This window comes from Bacillus sp. BHET2, assembly GCF_005938125.1.
Taxonomy (GTDB): domain Bacteria; phylum Bacillota; class Bacilli; order Bacillales; family Bacillaceae_B; genus Rossellomorea.
In genome coordinates, this window is record NZ_VCQN01000001.1 from 1066507 (window position 1) to 1081967 (window position 15461).

Annotated in this window: 15 protein-coding genes and 3 other annotated features; of the genes, 7 read left to right on the forward strand and 8 right to left on the reverse strand. The window is 39.0% G+C overall.

Annotated features, from left to right (window positions below; genetic code table 11):
• Positions 1–160 precede the first annotated feature (160 nt).
• The 3 genes from FGG79_RS05585 (at position 161) to FGG79_RS05595 (ending at position 3653) form a co-directional block, all read left to right on the forward strand.
• Positions 161–1933, forward strand: a complete 1773-nt coding sequence (locus tag FGG79_RS05585; protein ID WP_138776743.1) for a dihydroorotate dehydrogenase — start codon at positions 161–163, stop codon at positions 1931–1933.
• A gap of 210 nt (positions 1934–2143) precedes the next feature.
• Complete coding sequence (locus FGG79_RS05590) at positions 2144–2452, forward strand: PadR family transcriptional regulator (protein WP_138776744.1); 309 nt, start codon at positions 2144–2146, stop codon at positions 2450–2452.
• Positions 2453–2468: 16 nt separating this feature from the next.
• Complete coding sequence (locus FGG79_RS05595) at positions 2469–3653, forward strand: chromate transporter (protein WP_138776745.1); 1185 nt, start codon at positions 2469–2471, stop codon at positions 3651–3653.
• A 142-nt stretch (positions 3654–3795) separates the two neighbouring features.
• Here FGG79_RS05595 and pssA read toward each other — a convergent pair whose 3' ends face one another.
• On the reverse strand, positions 3796–4470 hold the full coding sequence (gene pssA / locus FGG79_RS05600; protein WP_138776746.1) for a CDP-diacylglycerol--serine O-phosphatidyltransferase: 675 nt from the start codon (positions 4468–4470) through the stop codon (positions 3796–3798).
• Positions 4471–4679: 209 nt separating this feature from the next.
• On the opposite strand from pssA, the gene FGG79_RS05605 reads away from it, so the two are divergent.
• Together FGG79_RS05605 and FGG79_RS05610 are read left to right on the forward strand one after the other, a co-directional pair.
• The gene (locus FGG79_RS05605) at positions 4680–5156 is read left to right on the forward strand and encodes a DUF2062 domain-containing protein (protein ID WP_138776747.1); all 477 of its coding nucleotides are present in this window, start codon (positions 4680–4682) and stop codon (positions 5154–5156) included.
• 397 nt (positions 5157–5553) lie between these two features.
• Complete coding sequence (locus FGG79_RS05610; RefSeq protein ID WP_138776748.1) at positions 5554–5778, forward strand: hypothetical protein; 225 nt, start codon at positions 5554–5556, stop codon at positions 5776–5778.
• 142 nt (positions 5779–5920) lie between these two features.
• Here the strand turns inward: FGG79_RS05610 and FGG79_RS05615 are convergent, their stop codons facing one another.
• The 6 genes from FGG79_RS05615 to FGG79_RS05640 all read right to left on the reverse strand — a co-directional run bounded on the left by FGG79_RS05615 (position 5921) and on the right by FGG79_RS05640 (position 11260).
• The gene (locus tag FGG79_RS05615) at positions 5921–6208 is read right to left on the reverse strand and encodes a GNAT family N-acetyltransferase (RefSeq protein ID WP_346764022.1); all 288 of its coding nucleotides are present in this window, start codon (positions 6206–6208) and stop codon (positions 5921–5923) included.
• Between the two features lie 140 nt (positions 6209–6348).
• On the reverse strand, positions 6349–6819 hold the full coding sequence (locus FGG79_RS05620; RefSeq protein ID WP_138776749.1) for a GNAT family N-acetyltransferase: 471 nt from the start codon (positions 6817–6819) through the stop codon (positions 6349–6351).
• Between the two features lie 15 nt (positions 6820–6834).
• The gene (locus tag FGG79_RS05625; RefSeq protein WP_138776750.1) at positions 6835–7110 is read right to left on the reverse strand and encodes an HAD family hydrolase; all 276 of its coding nucleotides are present in this window, start codon (positions 7108–7110) and stop codon (positions 6835–6837) included.
• Between the two features lie 33 nt (positions 7111–7143).
• Positions 7144–7872 (reverse strand): UMP kinase, encoded by a 729-nt coding sequence (pyrH, locus tag FGG79_RS05630; protein ID WP_138776751.1) that lies wholly within the window; start codon positions 7870–7872, stop codon positions 7144–7146.
• Positions 7873–8195: 323 nt separating this feature from the next.
• The gene (thrS, locus tag FGG79_RS05635) at positions 8196–9398 is read right to left on the reverse strand and encodes a threonine--tRNA ligase (RefSeq protein ID WP_138776752.1); all 1203 of its coding nucleotides are present in this window, start codon (positions 9396–9398) and stop codon (positions 8196–8198) included.
• Between the two features lie 48 nt (positions 9399–9446).
• Positions 9447–9669, reverse strand: a binding site (T-box leader).
• A gap of 35 nt (positions 9670–9704) precedes the next feature.
• Positions 9705–9926, reverse strand: a binding site (T-box leader).
• A gap of 34 nt (positions 9927–9960) precedes the next feature.
• Positions 9961–10184, reverse strand: a binding site (T-box leader).
• 218 nt (positions 10185–10402) lie between these two features.
• Positions 10403–11260: a YitT family protein gene (locus FGG79_RS05640; RefSeq protein ID WP_481747267.1), complete on the reverse strand. Its 858-nt coding sequence runs from the start codon at positions 11258–11260 to the stop codon at positions 10403–10405.
• 488 nt (positions 11261–11748) lie between these two features.
• Here FGG79_RS05640 and FGG79_RS05645 point away from each other — a divergent pair, with 488 nt between their 5' ends.
• Both FGG79_RS05645 and FGG79_RS05650 read left to right on the forward strand, forming a co-directional pair.
• The gene (locus tag FGG79_RS05645) at positions 11749–13020 is read left to right on the forward strand and encodes an ATP-binding protein (protein WP_138776753.1); all 1272 of its coding nucleotides are present in this window, start codon (positions 11749–11751) and stop codon (positions 13018–13020) included.
• A 116-nt stretch (positions 13021–13136) separates the two neighbouring features.
• A complete protein-coding gene (locus FGG79_RS05650; RefSeq protein ID WP_138776754.1) occupies positions 13137–13487 on the forward strand; it encodes a hypothetical protein in 351 nt (116 codons plus the stop codon).
• A gap of 124 nt (positions 13488–13611) precedes the next feature.
• On the opposite strand, the gene FGG79_RS05655 is transcribed toward FGG79_RS05650, so the two are convergent.
• Positions 13612–15456, reverse strand: coding sequence for an LTA synthase family protein (locus FGG79_RS05655; RefSeq protein ID WP_138777613.1), 1845 nt, complete (start codon positions 15454–15456; stop codon positions 13612–13614).
• Positions 15457–15461 lie beyond the last annotated feature (5 nt).

Consider the following 15461-nt stretch of genomic DNA (forward strand, 5'->3'; position numbering starts at 1 on the left):
AGTGATTAATAATATGATTATTTCAGAATGAGATGGTTTTGCCAATGCTCTATTACCAAATAATTGGAATGGGATGGGGACTAATTGCGAAATCATCGCCCTCTTTTTCTCAATCACTGTTAAAATAATGGTATTAAATTTAAAATGCGAGGAATGTACTATGCCAGATTGGTCCTATCACGGAATATTCAAACCGATTTTGTCCAAAATTCCATCATATATGTCGAGAGAGTTTATCCATAAAGGGATGAGCATTATTGCTTCTCTCCCTCTTGGTCCTCATATCATTAATTTTATAGGTCGGGAAGAATGTTCGCCCCTCCTAAATAAGCAAATTAACGGATTGGATTTGGCTAATCCTATTGGTCTCAGTGGTAAAATTGATCCTTATTTAACCGGTACAACTGCTTTTACCAATTTGGGATTCGGTTTTATTGAAATAGGACCCGTGACTTTACACATGGAAATCAGATCCTCCTACCCCATTGTCAATCATAACGAACAACGTATTGAGTTCTCTAGTCCACTTGAATCAATTGGATTAGAGAGAACAATAGTGAAATTGAAGGAAGTTCGAAAAAAACAGCCACTTATCATAGCATTGTCGGGTAAACCCGAAGAATTATTAGTGATGATGGAAAAATTAGATCCTTTCGCTGACGGGTATGTGATGAATTCAGAAGAATACGATCCTACCATACATATTTACAAACCCATTTTCATTTCAAACCCAACCATCGAATGGGTTCATACCTTGAACGTGAACCATATAACAGGAATTGTTGTCGAAGAAGATGAATTCACCACTCTCTTATCAACTGTCCGTTCATATAAAGAGCATTTCCCTTCATTATCCATCGTTACTTCGGGTGGAATCCATGAACCGTGGCAGGCACTATCTTTACTGAAGATAGGGGCAGAGCTTGTTCTCCTTTCAGATGGATATGTCTTTTCCGGTCCTGGATTAACCAAACGGATTAACGAAGCATTGCTAGATGAGATCAACGAACAGACACCTCCTCAAAAGGGTTGGCTTTCTTACTGGTATTTTGGGCTGTTTATTTTTTTGGGAGGGTTATTCGCTCTTTTATTTAGTTTAACGTCTGTGATTTTGCCCTATGATGAACTCTTCCTCGAAATGGAGAGGAATACGATTGCTGGATTTAATGACCGCATCATGAAATTTATGTCCCATGACCGAATGACGTTAGCAGGTACGATGATTTCAGGGGGGATTGTATATACCCAGCTCGCTTACCACGGAGTAAGAAAACGTCTTTTATGGGCTAAACAATCGATTGACATTGCTGCCATTACAGGTTTTATGGGAATTTTTCTATTTATCGGATTCGGCTATTTTGATTGGCTACATCTATTATTTTGGCTCGCTTTGCTCCCTTTTTATCTATATGGGTGCATTCATACAAAGGAAATCAAAGGCGCGCCTTCATCCACAAATCGAAGAAATCATAAAATATGGTTACAATCCCTCATTGGGCAGCTTGCCTTTGTCGTACTTGGATTTTCTTTTGTGCTAGGAGGGCTTATCATTTCTTATCTTGGTGTCACTTCTGTTTTTGTACCGACAGATTTACTCTATCTCTGTATGCCACCAGCGATGCTAGATGAGTTCAATCAGAATCTAATTCCAGTCATTGCACATGATCGTGCAGGATTTGGCAGTGCTTTATTAAGTGTGGGTTTGCTTGTATTAACTCTTTCTCTGTGGGGGTTCCAACAAGGAAATAAGTGGGTATGGTGGACGCTGTTGATCGGAGGCCTACCTGCATTTATAGCTGGTATCTATATTCATTTTGCTATTGGGTATACCTCGTTCATCCATCTTTTGCCCGCATATTTTGCCATTTGTTTATTTTTGATAGGTTTAGTGAAATCCCATTCCTTTTTTCACAAGAATCAGGATCATTTTTAGCAATATCCGGAATCAGGTATGGCAATTACTTTAATCATTTTCGACTTATTTGGTTCTGTTCATAATAGCCAGTAAATCTGTTTCAAGTAGAATATCCAAACTGACATTTCATATCTTTGCACCCATTGTGCTTTGTGTTATGATCGTTGTATAAAAACCAATATCGATTTCCGATATTGGTTTTCGATATTAGAATCAAGGGGTGTTTTTTTGGAAGATAAAGTATTGCGGAAACTCTTTCTAGGCTTTATCCAAATCCATATTCTCCATCATGCAAAACAAGAGCCCATTTACGGTACGTGGATGTTAGAAGAATTAAAGGAACATGGGTATAGCATAAGCTCGGGAACCCTGTATCCTATTCTTCACTCTATGGAGACTGACGGACTATTAACAAAAGAAGAGAAGAACGTCGATGGCAAAATAAGAAAGTATTATACAACCACCAACAAAGGCAGTGTACTACTGATCGAGGCAAAGAGCAAAGCTTATGAACTTTTTAAAGAAATCAAAGACTAACAAAGAAGGTGAGGAAATGAATAGATTTAAAAACCTAAAGTCCCTCATTGAAATTCTGATCATTTCAACTAGATTAGGTTTTACATCCTTTGGGGGTCCTGTTGCCCACTTAGGGTACTTTCACGAAGAATATATTCGACGGAGAAAATGGATGGATGAAAAAAGCTATGCTGACCTTGTCTCCCTCTGTCAATTTCTCCCTGGGCCTGCAAGTAGCCAGGTAGGAATGGGAATCGGCATTATACGTGCAGGTGTATTAGGAGGGATTGTTGCGTTTCTCGGCTTTACGCTTCCTTCCGTCATCGCATTGATTTCATTTTCCATTCTTCTCCAAGGAGTGAATGTGGCAGATGCTGGATGGATTCACGGGTTGAAAATCGTCGCTGTAGCGGTCGTTGCTCATGCCATTTTGGGAATGGCCCAAAAATTGACGCCTGATTTAAAAAGAAAAGCCATTGCTTTATTCTCTTTAGTAGTCATATTAATTTGGCAAACGGCCTTATCCCAAATCGTTGTGATTCTATTTTCTGCATTTATAGGTTTTTTCCTTTATAAACACCATACTCCAGACGATAGTAAACTTGTTGAATTCCCAGTCTCTCGTAAATTTGCGATGATTTGTTTATCCCTCTTCTTCGGGTTACTAATCCTTCTTCCGATTTTGAGAGGAGTGACTTCCCTTCAATGGGTTGCTCTCTTTGATAGCTTCTACCGATCAGGATCGTTGGTTTTTGGAGGGGGGCATGTTGTATTACCGCTTCTTGAACGAGAATTTGTTCCAACGGGATGGTTATCGGAAGAATCGTTCTTAGCAGGATATGGGGCTGCTCAGGCAGTTCCAGGACCACTTTTCACCTTTGCAGCATATATTGGAGCGGAAATTAATGGCTGGCAAGGCGGACTGCTTGCCACCGTAGCCATCTTCCTACCTGCATTCTTACTCATTTTGGGTACCCTGCCTTTCTGGGATTCACTTCGTCGTAATCCAAAAGTTAAAGGTGCATTAATGGGAGTGAATGCCGCCGTGGTGGGAATCCTCATTTCAGCATTTTATCAACCGATTTGGACGTCATCCATCTTAACCACCATTGACTTCGCCTTCGCCGCGATATTATTCAGCATGTTGGTATATTGGAAGTTGCCGCCGTGGATTGTGGTATTGACAGGTGCTATCGGGGGACTTCTGTTAGGAATCAGTTGACTATCTATGATGTTCCTCCCATTTATGCATGTCATAAATGGGAGGAAACGATTTATTAAACTGTCGAATAAGCAAATGAGCCTGGCGACCACCGCCAGGCTCATTCTCTTATTATTTGTACTGTTGGCCATTACTGTGAAGCTTATCTTCTAATGAATCGATACGCCAGATAGGCAATATACAGCGGAGTTGCAATATAGATTAAATAAGGAAATTCTTCATAAGTACCTTTGTAAATGACATATAATAATGCTCCAATGAAAATCGTCACAATCGTTCCGTATTTAGGCAATGGGACTTCTTTCAGACTAGGAATTCTTATCCTGCTTACCATCAGAAAGCACATCCCAGTAAATATGACTGTCGTCACGATATTGGGAATCCATTCTCCAAACAGGGTTAGTATGGCAAGAATACCTCCAGCAGCCGTAATGGGAACACCAATAAAATAGTGTAGCGACGATTTAGGAGGGCTCGTATTAAAGCGTGCAAGCCGGTATGCACCGAATAATGGAAATAAGCCGGCTACGATAAAACCTAATAATCCGAATTGAAAGAAATATGTATAGTACACAAGGAAGGATGGTGCCACCCCGAATGTCACTATGTCTGCCAGTGAATCCAGTTCTTTCCCCAGTACGCTGTCTGCATTGAGCATTCTAGCGAGTCTACCGTCCATGCTATCAAGCATCATACCAATAATAATTAAGACGGCTGCATTCTTAAACTGTCCGCTTGCGGCGAATCCGATGGATAAGAATCCACAATACAAATTCCCCAAGGTCACCATATTGGGTATTTTTTTCGTAAATTTCATTTTTCATCCTCGCTCTGTTAAAATTTCTATTACTACTAGAATAACATTTAATCGGTACACATGAAGAAATGTTGTGAAAAAAAATTCCTAAAACCATATAAAAAAAGACATTATCCATTTACATTCCTCTAGAATAGCCATACTATATATTAGGACGACATTACCTTGTAGCCCGAATTCAAAATCTCGATAATAATGGTGATGATAATATGATAAGAAAAAAACTGCGGCAATTCAAATGCCTTACTCTAAAACTATTGCGACTTAAAGATAACGCTCATAGTATTGCGCTGGGTTTCACAGTTGGTTTACTCATAAATTTTGTTCCATCCTTCGGTATTGGACCAGTCATTTCTACTGCCTGTGCCAAAATTTTCAAAGGGAATCCATTTGCCGGATTAGTAGGAGGCGTCTCGTTAATATGGGCATTTCCTTTTTTCTTCTACTTAAATCTTGTAGTGGGGCATCTCTTCTACCCTATCGATGTCATCGCCCCTTCCGTCCATACTGTTGACTCCACCAGTCAGGCGCTTGGTGTAGGATTACAATTGGGTAAGGCTTTTTTCACTGGTATGCTCATCAACATCCCTATATTTGGGATTTTAACTTATACCATCATGAATTCAGTTGTAAAAAGATTCCGTGGGACAATGCTAACATTTGTTCAGAGAAAGTGGAATTTATGATCATTTCCACTCTCTCTTTAACAATGAGTTTAAATCATCGTACTCACAGAGATAAAAATGTTATTTTCGGCAAAGCTCATCATTAGTAAACTTCAGCTTCTCAGTAAAAATTTATCAAGAATCCCCATCGACTATAAATCTTACACTCCACCTAACAAAGTTATCTGCTTTCTCTGTACTTGTATATATTTATTCATCATATCGGAAACTCCACACGTTGGCAGCACCTCCGTTAGAACAAAACCAAATAAAATGAAACTCTTTCAAGTCTATATCCGTATATTAATGTATAAAGCTTCTTTATTTAGGGGCACATATTATATACTATTCCAGCTTATATTTTGTTATAATTTTACTATTGATATTGAACATAAACTGGAGATAGAGGAGGATTGCAATGACAGGAACCATTGCTGTTATCATGATTTTTTCCATTCCCATTCTTGGAATTATTACGGACCATTTCCAAAAACAGTCCAAATCGAAACAGAAAATGATAGAAAACCAGCTGGAACTTGAAAAGCTCAAACATGAAAATTTCGTTATCGAAACGCAGAAACTGAGACTTGAACTAGAGCAAATGAAACTCCATGACAATAATGAAAAAACTCAAAATTTATAATTAAAAGCGCCATGGATGGCGTTTTTTATTTATGACTTTATTATCTAATACACAAACACTAGAATTCTTCCGAAGTGGAAAAATCATCTGAAGAAATGAATCAGCAGGGGTAGATTCCAATTGATTGTTCCTGATCAATCTACTAAATCAAATACTCGTCTTCAAGTGCCGGATTGAGGTACCTGGCCATCCCGGTCTTAACTCGCTTCATACCTTGTTTCTTATAAAAAGCCTCATTCCCTGTTGTCGAGATCAACATTATGCACGATACATCTTTCAGTTGTTCCAATAAATCGCTCATGATAAGGCTAGCAATACCTTTCTTCTGATGCTCATGATGGACGACGACATCATAAATCGCAGCATTGAATACACCATCATCTGAAAGGGCTCTTCCCACTCCCACGACTATCTCATCCATAACTACCATTGAGATGATATCACACCTTAGAAATCAATTCAGTCGTATGCTTCTTCCACCCAACCGAATCGTACACAGCTCTTATCTCCTCTAGTTTATCTGGGGAGAATTCGTTTACAATTTTGATCTTCATTTCTCTCTCCACACTTTCATTCTTCTACAGAATGCATCATTTTCATAAATTCGTAACTGCTTCCATTTGTTTGTTGGATGAAAGTTCCCATAGGCATGAATCCCATTTTCTTATATACCTTGATCGCACGCTCATTGAAAGTGGCTACTGATAGCGTGAAGGTTCTAGCAGAAAATGTTGAGATTGCGAAATCCAGACCCGCCTTTATAAACCTTAACCCTTCCCCTTTACCAGTAAGGAATGGCTTCATTCCAAGTCCGATATCAACGTTACCATCAGGTAATAAATTAAATGTGTAGAACCCGATCATTTCATCTTCTTTATGGACTGCATAGGTTGTGTTTCCACGGCGACTTTCATCTACGAATTCTTCTAAGTCTTCTTCATCTGCTGTCATATCATAAAATGCATATTCCCCATCGTACTTCCAAGTGTAGGCTATTTGATAAGCTTGTTTCTGCGTCATGATTTGAAATGTGTAACTCATATCAATCTCCTTTAATTAGAAAAAGTCCTTGCATCGTCTCCATAAATTCTTGTATGCTTTCCATTTGTTCATTGGGTTGGACGGTAAGTAAAGCTCAATGGCTTTCTCTTTATGTTTATGAAGGAGGTTCCTTCTGATGATTCCTGTTTCAGAAGGTCCAAACATCGATTTAATTTCCTCATCCGAAAGACTTTTCCCGTCAAACTCCTTAAACACTTGGTGAAATGCATGAAAACAAAGAGGTAATGTATTCGCTAATGTTCCGTCAAAATCAAATAAAACAGCTTTCATCGCTCTCACTCCTCCATCATTCATGATTGTTATTTATAGTCTTGTCTTTTCATGGTTGATCAGGGTTCCGAGCTTCTGACCAGAACATATTTTTTTCATAATTCCCACTTGACCAAAGTTAAAAATGTGGACCGGAAGCTGATAATCACGAGCTAAAAGGAGGGCTGACTGATCCATAACTTTAATGTTATTCATTACAACATCATCATAATTTAAATTGTGATACATCTTCGCTTCTTTATCCCATTTGGGGTCACTGGTGAATACACCATCCACACCTTGCTTCGCCACAAGAATCGCATCACAATTCGTCTCAATCGCCCGCTGAACACTCGGGTAATCGGTCGTGACAAATGGCTGTCCGTTCCCTCCTCCGAAAATGACAATGTATCCCTTATCCAAATGATGAAGAGCCCGAAGCCGAATATATGGTTCCGCCACTGTTGAGACTGGAATAGAAGTCATAACGCGTACTTCTTTATCCGTCTTACTCTTCAATACTCCCCTGAGCATTAAACTGTTAATAATCGTCCCGAGCGTCCCTATACTATCTGCTTCGACACGCTCAATTCCCCACGTATCAGCCAGATTCCCCCGAAATATATTACCGCCTCCGACAACTACTGCGACTTCCATCCCCATCTCCACGATGGATAGGATTTCACTTGCAATATGTTCAAGCTCTTCTGTACCAAAATTATTGCCTTCTTTATCTGCTAATGCACCGCCGCTTAATTTAATCAACACTCGTTTGTATCCCATATTCATTCCTCCCAAATGACATAAAAATGAACTAAAAGGTAAATAGATTACCCTTTAGTCCATTTTGGGGAGCAATAAATATCGACCTGCCTTAATGAAAAATCATTCATTTACGCTCCTCCTCTTGTAATATTCAGAATTTTCCTCCTGTTAGTGTATAGAAAATTAAGGAAATGGTCAAGTGAATTGTACAATTTTTCTATATACTCAGCCTCTACTGTTTTTGTTTAGGAAAGAGAACAATATTATGGAGTTCCTTTCCTACAACTGGAGATGACAAAAGTCCGCCCTAAATGTGGCAAGCCCGAATGAATGATACCATTTTAATTCATCTCTTTCTGTAATTTCTCTATCACGTCCTTGACCTCAATCATTCCTAGGTTTCCGCCTTTCCTTTTCCGCAGTGATACTGACTCATGCTGGATTTCCTTGTCTCCTATTACCATCATATATGGCACCTTCTGCATTTCTGCTTCTCTGATTTTAAGACCGATTTTTTCTACCCGTTGATCAATTTCCACCCTAAATCCTTCTCTTTCTAATTGAGACTTCACTCTTTGGGCATAGTGCATTTGCGCTTCGGATATAGGGAGGATTTTGATTTGATGAGGAGCTAACCACAAGGGGAAATCTCCTCCAAAATGTTCAATGATGATTGCGAGAAACCTTTCAATTGAACCGTATATGGCACGATGGATCATAATCGGCATTTGTACCCGATTGTCTTCACCTATATACTCACACTCGAACTTCTCTGGCATTTGAAAATCAAGTTGAACAGTTCCACATTGCCAGCTCCGCCCGAGACAATCTAGGATATGAAAGTCAATCTTAGGTCCATAAAATGCTCCGTCGCCTTTATTGATGTGATAATTAATTCCTCTCTCTTTCAATACATTTTCAAGATCTTCTTCCGCCTGGTCCCATAATTCAACGGATCCCATAAAGTCCTCAGGGCGAGTTGAAAGCTCCACCTTATAATCGAAGCCAAATTTACTATAAAACAGATCGATTAGATCAAGTACTTTATGCAATTCAGCACGAATTTGATCTTCTCTTACAAATAGATGAGCATCATCCTGAGTGAATGAACGGACTCTCAATAATCCACTTAACGACCCAGAAAGCTCATGTCGATGCACCAATCCAAGTTCACCATAACGAATCGGTAATTCCCTGTAACTCCGTCTCTTGCTCTTATAAATTAATACGGCACCCGGACAGCTCATTGGCTTGATGGCATACTTCTGATCATCCACTTCTGAGAAATACATATTTTCATGATAATGATCCCAGTGACCAGACTTTTCCCATAGCTCCTGTTTCATCATGATCGGCGTCCTGATTTCCTGATAACCTGCTTTTCGGTGCTCGTTCTTCCAGAAGTCTTCTAATTCATTTCTTAACAACATTCCTTTCGGTAAATAGAAAGGCATTCCTGGGGCTTCCTCCATCGATACAAATAATTCTAGTTCTTGACCTAATTTCCTGTGATTTCTCTTTTCTACTTCTGATTTAATTGACATATCAATTCCTCCTAATAATTTTTATAAAAAAACCGCATTCATCCCTAACCAAGGGACGAATGCGGTCGTGGTACCACCCTAATTCCGAAGTTCTCCATATGAAGTGCTTCGCTCTGGCAAGATAACGGTTTCCCCGATTATGGATACTTTCATGTTCACCATAATAGCTCCAAGGTGGTAAATCATCTTGTCTTCTTCAGGGCTCTCAGCCATTGACCCTGTTCTCTGATAAGAAAGGTAAAGTGATTCATGTCCTCTTCATCGCGCATTATTAAATTTATATAAAAAAACCGCACTCATCCCTAACCAAGGGACGAGTGCGGTCGTGGTTCCACCCTAATTTCGAAGGTAAAGAATATTACTCTTCGCTTAAGTAAGATAACGGTTTTCCCGGTTATGGATACTTTTGTGTTCTCCATAATAGCTCCAAGGTGGTAAATCATCTTGTCTTCTTCAGGGCTCTCAGCCATTGACCCTGTTCTCTGATAAGAAAGGTAAAGTGATTCATGTCCTCTTCATCACACATTATTCAATATATACAAAAAACCGCACTCATCCCTAACCAAGGGACGAGTGCGGTCGTGGTTCCACCCTAATTTCGAAGTGTAAAAAATATAACTCTTCGCTTAAGTAAGATAACGGTTTTCCCGATCATGGATACTTTATTGTTCTCCATGATAGCTCCAAGGTGGTAAATCATCCTTTTCTCTTCAGGGCTCTCAGCCATTGACCCTGTTCTCTGAACAAGAGATGTTGAATGAATCATGTCCTCTTCTTTGCTTTCATATAGTATATTCAATTTTCTTTCAATATGTTATTGAAATTATATGGTAGTATTTTCTAACTGTCAAGGGGTTATCAGTTTTTTCTAATATTAGTGCCAAGTGATAGGTGTTATCTCGTCTTTTGCCATAAGGACCTTGCGCCCCAATCAGAATGTCGCTATGAGCTTGACCATCCAGCACCGCTAGGAATCAAACAAGACATCTACCTCATAAACAAAATTAGTGAATATCTTTTTTCTTGAACCTCCCGCCCCTGACCTCTGCAATATCCGCAATGGCAAGAAAGGCCGCGGAATCATGCTCTGCTACGATATCCTTTAGCTTGGCCTCTTCAAGTCGGGTGATGACACAGAATATCACTTTTTTATCATCACCTGAAAAGGCACCTTCTCCTTTCAAATAGGTCACCCCTCTTCCCAATCGATGAAGGAGGGCATCTCCAATTTCTTCATAATTTTCACTGATGATCCATACAGATTTAGACTCATCCAAGCCCTTTATCGTAATATCGATCATTTTGAATGCTACGTAATAAGCCAGGAGGGAATACATGGCTCGGTCCCAACTAAACACAAAACCTGCACTTGCGAGGATGAAAAGGTTGACGAACATAATGATTTCCCCAACAGAGAAAGGGAGCCTTTTACTTGATAAGATGGCGAGAATTTCCGTTCCATCCAGCGAGCCACCGTACCGAATGACCATCCCCACCCCTATTCCGAGGACGATTCCTCCAAATAATGATGCCAACAATATATCTTGTGTAAAGGCTGCTACCGGATGTAGAAAAGTTGTAGAAATCGATAAAATGATAATGCCATAAAGGGTAGAGAATGCGAAGGTTTTTCCGATTTGTTTATAACCGATGAAGAAAAAGGGGATGTTAAGGATGAATATAAAAAGTCCGAGATTTATTCCGGTTAAATGAGAGAGCATGATTGAAACACCGACTATTCCTCCATCTATGACCTGATTGGGCACTAGGAAAATTTCTAAGCCGACAGCCATGATGACAGCGCCAACTGTGATCAGGACAGCCCGTTTCACCACCTCGTTCAGGGGAATTTTCTTATGCATCACTTTCACCTGCTGCCGCTCGTTTATGATCTGCCCTTCCATCATCTTCATTCCTCCTTATAAGATCAACACCGTGACAGAACGACCACCCCACACCTTCAATCCTGAAAATAACCTGATATATGTAAATAACCTTCATCTAATCCACCAATATCACCTAACGACACAAAAACAGAGAAACAGCTTGTATTCCTTATATATTCTATTCCTATCTTTTTAATTCCTGCTATTTGAGAGGGACGGACCTCGAAAAATCCACTCTCAACTTACATTTCCGACTCAGAAAAAGTGGTTAAACCCGCTATATTACTAAACCGAGCACTGGTTCCCTTGTTTCCATATGAGCCCAAATTCGAGGTCCGTCCCTCAATAAGTAAGATTTGACTAAAACGGGAAAATGAAGTATTTTTAGTATTTGTATGTACATGTTCTGTAAAGGCTGGGAACGTTTGGTGTTCTTAGGTAAATTAGGTTTTGGAGGATTTTCTTTGATTACATTAATCAAATCTCTACTTGTCAATATCACGATTTTGTTTTCTTTCACTTATAATGCTAACGTATTGTTTCCTTTTAAAGAAAAACAGGAAGCATCTTTAAAACACAAAATCACCTATGGACTTGTTGCTTCATTCGGTGCCTTATTATGTATGTTGTATCCAATTGAAACCCTTGGAGAGACTCACTTTGATTTACGGATGATCGCGATTTTGATCGTGACCATCTACGCTGGTTTATTATCGGGTTCTATGGTACTAGGTTGCGTCATTATCTTCCGGTATTTTATCGGGGGTCCTTATGTCATCGTGGGCATTGCTGTTTCCGTGTTGGCGTTTGTGATCGGAATCGTTTTTCGTAAGTTTCTATTGAAAACGCAGTATAAATTAATGGTGAGTACGCTCATTTTCCTTATTCATGCATTGTTTTACATTGCCATCATTACCGTCTTTATACCTATTCTGCATCTCCCTTTTTATTTTACTTATTTTACTGTTTTCTATTTCACATTTCTCGCATTGGTGTTCATTATCGAACATTTAGTTCGCACAAATAAACAAATAGAAGAAATGGTATATCTGGACAAATTAAATATGGTTGGTCAAATGGCTGCGTCTATAGCCCATGAAATACGCAACCCACTGGCAACGGTGAGAGGATTCATTCAACATTTAAGCGAAGATACTAAGGATGAACAATTAAAGAAGTATTCTCCCCTTATTTTAACTGAATTAGATCGTACCAATAAAATCATTACGGACTACCTTAGTGTTGCAAAACCAAGCGAATTCCAGTTATCGACATTGAATCTTGAAAACGTGATAGGGGATTGCGTAGACCTATTGAGCCCTTTTGCGTCATATTCTGGTACATCCATTTTGTTTCATGATTCAGGCACCCATTATATTAAGGGTGATGAGGATCATATGAAGCAAGCCATAATGAATGTCATTAAGAATGGGATTGAATCGATTGAAGATCATGGAGAGATCTCAATTACGTTAAAGGAAGATTCTTTCCCACATTCCATCCTCATAACCATTTCGGATACTGGAAAAGGAATGACTGGGGATGAACTAAAAAAAATCGGATTACCTTTCTATACGACAAAAACCAAGGGTACCGGGTTAGGAAGTATGGTGACGAATAAACTCGTTCGTGAAATGGGTGGCATGATTGAATATGAGAGTGAACTGAATAAGGGAACGGTCGTGAAAATTAGACTTCCCCTCATTTCCAAAGCAGAAACATCAGATAGAGCTTAGGACATTCCCTAAGCTTCTTTTTTTCATGATATCCCTTCACTCCATGGCTTCTATCTATGATAAACTTAATTTATCAAGATTTTCCAAAAATCGAGCTGAAGGGAGACGAACGAACAATGAACATAAGATTGACATTCCTATTTTTATTAACAGTGATTTTAACATTCAGTATCGTGACGATACTTAACAATCCTACTGAAGAAGAATATGTTGATTGGCTACAGGAAGAGTATAATGTCGATTGCAACATAGACTGTTCCATCATAGAAAGCGAGAAAATCGAAGGAAATATAACCAAGCGTATCAAAGTTGCTGTTGCCCCCCCCTCCTATTCTACCGGCCTCTTCACATTAAGTATAAGTGGACAATATAAAAATCTTGATGACCCTGAACATATAGAAAAAATGAATGTACTCGGATTTAACGGTCGATTTTATGTGATGAATTCCGGTGATGTATTGGAATGAAATCATTGAGAAGGATACCGATAAGGTTTACATAATGATATTACCGGTAATTAATTTGAAATTCCTTTTTTCACTTATGAAAAACCCCGCCTCGAGATCAGGAGACGGGGTTTTTCAAGTATGTCTATTCTAAGAACCTCAACAAATCACCATACACGATATCATCAGACATCCGTAATTCTTTTCTAACCGTTTCCTTAAACGGTTCACAAAGTGAATCCCTTGCAGCTTTCTCACTTTTTTTGTCATAGCATACATTATCTTTAAAAATATATTTTCCTGTAATAAAATCTCCATCCCGAAAAATAACAGGGTGATTTTCATCACGTGTGAATAGACTATGTCCAAAAGACAGTGTATTCTTCGTCTTGATTCCCATTAAATGAAGAACAGTAGCCCGAATATCGATTTCTCCACCTATTGTTTCAATCCTTCTTTCCTGCTGACCCGGCACATGGATAATGAGCGGGACCTGCTGTAGCTTGGAGTGATTGACCGGATTATCTTCCTGACCCAATAGCTCAAACACTCCTTCTTCATACTTTTCAGAGATCCCATAATGATCTCCATAAAGGACAACAACCGTATCGTCATACATCCCGTTCTCTTTAAGCTTGTCAAATAACGTCTTGATTGCTTCATCCTCGTACCGTACGGTTGTGACATAGCGATTAACTACATCTTCACTGGTGGCAGCAGCCTCGATATACTGATCTTTTTCCTCAAGTAAGAAAGGAAAATGGTTCGTTAATGTGATGATTCGGGTGTAAAATGGTTGCGGAACCTCTTCCAAATACGACACTGTCTGTTGAAAGAAAGGTATATCCTTTATCCCATAGTTAACAGAATTTTCTTCCGTTACAGAGTAGTCCCTTTTAGAATAGTAGCGATCGTAGCCTAACGAATCATACATCATTTCACGGTTCCAAAATGTCCGGTCATTCCCGTGAAAAACAGCTGCATAATAATCCTTTTCCCTTTTTAAAAGATGTGACAGGCTTTTAAAATGGTTATCAGGCTTTCGGACAAATGCCGATCCACTGGATAACGGGTATAATCCCGTATCAATCATAAACTCAGCATCCGAGGTTTTTCCTTGTGCTGTTTGATCATAGACATTTGTGAAATAAAAGCTCTCCTTGATTAATGAATTTAAAAAGGGGGTAATTTCTTCTCCATTCACTTTTTCATTGATCACGAAGTTTTGGGTCGATTCCATACTGACTAAAATAAGGTTTTTCCCTTTAGCCACACCAAACAAATCTGATTCGTTTTGTTTTTTTGATTTTGTATACTTTATAGATGATTCGGTGTCAGATTCACTTGCCATCATATTTGTAATCGGCATTGTTACTGCGATACCAATATCATAAAGGTGGTAATTGTATGGACCAACAGACTTAACCATTTGTTCCCTGTCGTAAGATTCAGCAAATAAATAAGGTGATTTCAATAATCCCAACCCAATGGTTATGAAGAGTATTAATAAACTTATTCCACTATAAGCGAGCTTCCATCTGCTTGTTACGCACACAGATTCCCTCCACTTCCCCATTACTAACCATCCAAATAGGAAAATATCACTCAACAAAAGTAGATCCCACTTGCTCATCAATTCAAATGTGCTCGGACCAATCCCGCCCACATTTTTAAATTGAAACAAAATCGGAACAGTTACAAAGTCCGAATAAAACCGGAAGTACAATAAATCACCGTAAAGAAGTCCTGTAGCCACACCAATAATGATGACAAGAAGGATCGGTTTAATCCTCTTAAAGAAATAAAAGCTGAACCCCACTAGTAGCATTAATGAACCAATTGGATTAAATAAAATAAGTAATAAATCGAGAAAAGATTCAATATGTAAATTAAACCCGATGAGAGATACAAATACAGTTTTCACCCAAAGGGAGAGCAGGGCGAAGACTATTAATCTATACGTTTTCAAATGAGAGAAGAAATCATTCATCCTGG

What these genes read in the sequence shown, in the direction of transcription:
- FGG79_RS05585 (WP_138776743.1), top strand. Translation starts at nt 161, where the DNA reads ATGCCAGATTGGTCCTATCACGGAATATTCAAACCGATTTTGTCCAAA.
- FGG79_RS05595 (WP_138776745.1), top strand. Translation starts at nt 2,469, where the DNA reads ATGAATAGATTTAAAAACCTAAAGTCCCTCATTGAAATTCTGATCATT.
- pssA (WP_138776746.1), bottom strand. Translation starts at nt 4,470, where the DNA reads ATGAAATTTACGAAAAAAATACCCAATATGGTGACCTTGGGGAATTTG.
- FGG79_RS05605 (WP_138776747.1), top strand. Translation starts at nt 4,680, where the DNA reads ATGATAAGAAAAAAACTGCGGCAATTCAAATGCCTTACTCTAAAACTA.
- FGG79_RS05610 (WP_138776748.1), top strand. Translation starts at nt 5,554, where the DNA reads ATGACAGGAACCATTGCTGTTATCATGATTTTTTCCATTCCCATTCTT.
- FGG79_RS05615 (WP_346764022.1), bottom strand. Translation starts at nt 6,208, where the DNA reads ATGGTAGTTATGGATGAGATAGTCGTGGGAGTGGGAAGAGCCCTTTCA.
- FGG79_RS05620 (WP_138776749.1), bottom strand. Translation starts at nt 6,819, where the DNA reads ATGAGTTACACATTTCAAATCATGACGCAGAAACAAGCTTATCAAATA.
- FGG79_RS05625 (WP_138776750.1), bottom strand. Translation starts at nt 7,110, where the DNA reads ATGAAAGCTGTTTTATTTGATTTTGACGGAACATTAGCGAATACATTA.
- pyrH (WP_138776751.1), bottom strand. Translation starts at nt 7,872, where the DNA reads ATGGGATACAAACGAGTGTTGATTAAATTAAGCGGCGGTGCATTAGCA.
- thrS (WP_138776752.1), bottom strand. Translation starts at nt 9,398, where the DNA reads ATGTCAATTAAATCAGAAGTAGAAAAGAGAAATCACAGGAAATTAGGT.
- FGG79_RS05640 (WP_481747267.1), bottom strand. Translation starts at nt 11,260, where the DNA reads ATGCATAAGAAAATTCCCCTGAACGAGGTGGTGAAACGGGCTGTCCTG.
- FGG79_RS05650 (WP_138776754.1), top strand. Translation starts at nt 13,137, where the DNA reads ATGAACATAAGATTGACATTCCTATTTTTATTAACAGTGATTTTAACA.
- FGG79_RS05655 (WP_138777613.1), bottom strand. Translation starts at nt 15,456, where the DNA reads ATGAATGATTTCTTCTCTCATTTGAAAACGTATAGATTAATAGTCTTC.